The organism is Streptomyces sp. NRRL B-24572, from assembly GCF_002156145.1.
Lineage (GTDB): Bacteria > Actinomycetota > Actinomycetes > Streptomycetales > Streptomycetaceae > Streptomyces > Streptomyces vietnamensis.
Window position 1 is genome coordinate 1 of record NZ_MWIG01000490.1, and the last position, 1,044, is coordinate 1,044.

Below are 1,044 nucleotides of genomic sequence, written 5' to 3' on the forward strand. Positions count from 1 at the left end.
TCGTACTCGGTCTCCGCGAGGGCTCCCAGCAGCACCCCGCGCAGGAGCGGCAGGTCGAGCGCCTCCTCCCCGCGCACCAGCACCGGCGGGAGGTGTCCCGCGCGGGCCCAGCGCAGCGTACGGCTCTCCGGGTCGTAGACGCCGCAGACGGCGGTGGCCGTCACATGGGCGTGAGGTGCTGGGCGACGCTGCTGAGCCAGGCACAACAGCGTCGCCCACCACCTCACCGCCCATGTGACGGCCAGGCCGCGGAGGGCGTTGCGCAGCACCACCATGCCGGTGGCGGCCTCCACGCCGTGGCCGGCGACGTCCCCGACGCACAGGAGCACCTTCTTGGACGGCAGCACGACCGCGTCGTACCAGTCGCCGCCGACCAGGGACTCGGACTCCGCGGGCCGGTAGCGCACGGCCACGTCGAGTCCCGGCGCGTCCAGCGGCGGCATGGCCGGCGGCATGATCGCGTGCTGGAGCTGGAGGGTGAGCCGGTTGCGTTCCTCGGCCGCCTCCTCCGTCGCCGCCAGCCGGTCGCGGGTGGCCGTGAGGGCGACCTCGGTCCAGTGCTGCGCCGAGATGTCCTGGTACGCGCCCCGGACGGTCTGGAGACCGCCGTCGCCGCCGGGGGCGGGTTCGGCGGTCACCCGGATGTGCCGGGTGACGCCGTCGTGGCGGAGCATGCGGAAGGCGGCGGAGCCCACCTGTCGCCGGTGCAGCACCTTCTGGAGGAAGCGGCGGACGGTGTCGGCGTCGTCGGGGTGGACGTGGCCGGCGAGGTCGCGCAGGGCGACCGGCGACTCCGTCGTCCTGCGGCCGAAGAGCTCGTACAGCTGGCCGTGCCAGGTGATGTCACCGGTGACGAGGTCCTCCTCGAAGGCACCGACCCGGCCGAGGCGCTGGGCGTGCTGGAGGAGGCTGGCGAGGCGCGCCGACTCGTCCTCGACGCGCCAGATGAACAGGACGCTCGCGCCGTACCGGCTGATGCTGATGTCGGCGAGCGAGGCGAGCGGCACCTGGTCCACCAGGGCCGTGAGCCGGACCCGGCGGGCG

General features: G+C 74.3%; 1 protein-coding gene. It reads right to left on the reverse strand.

All coding sequences use genetic code 11. The features are described 5' to 3' along the window. Positions 1–1,044, reverse strand: a 1,044-nt coding sequence (locus tag CCN56_RS27455) for a PP2C family protein-serine/threonine phosphatase (protein ID WP_256962174.1), incomplete at both ends; no start/stop codon positions are given.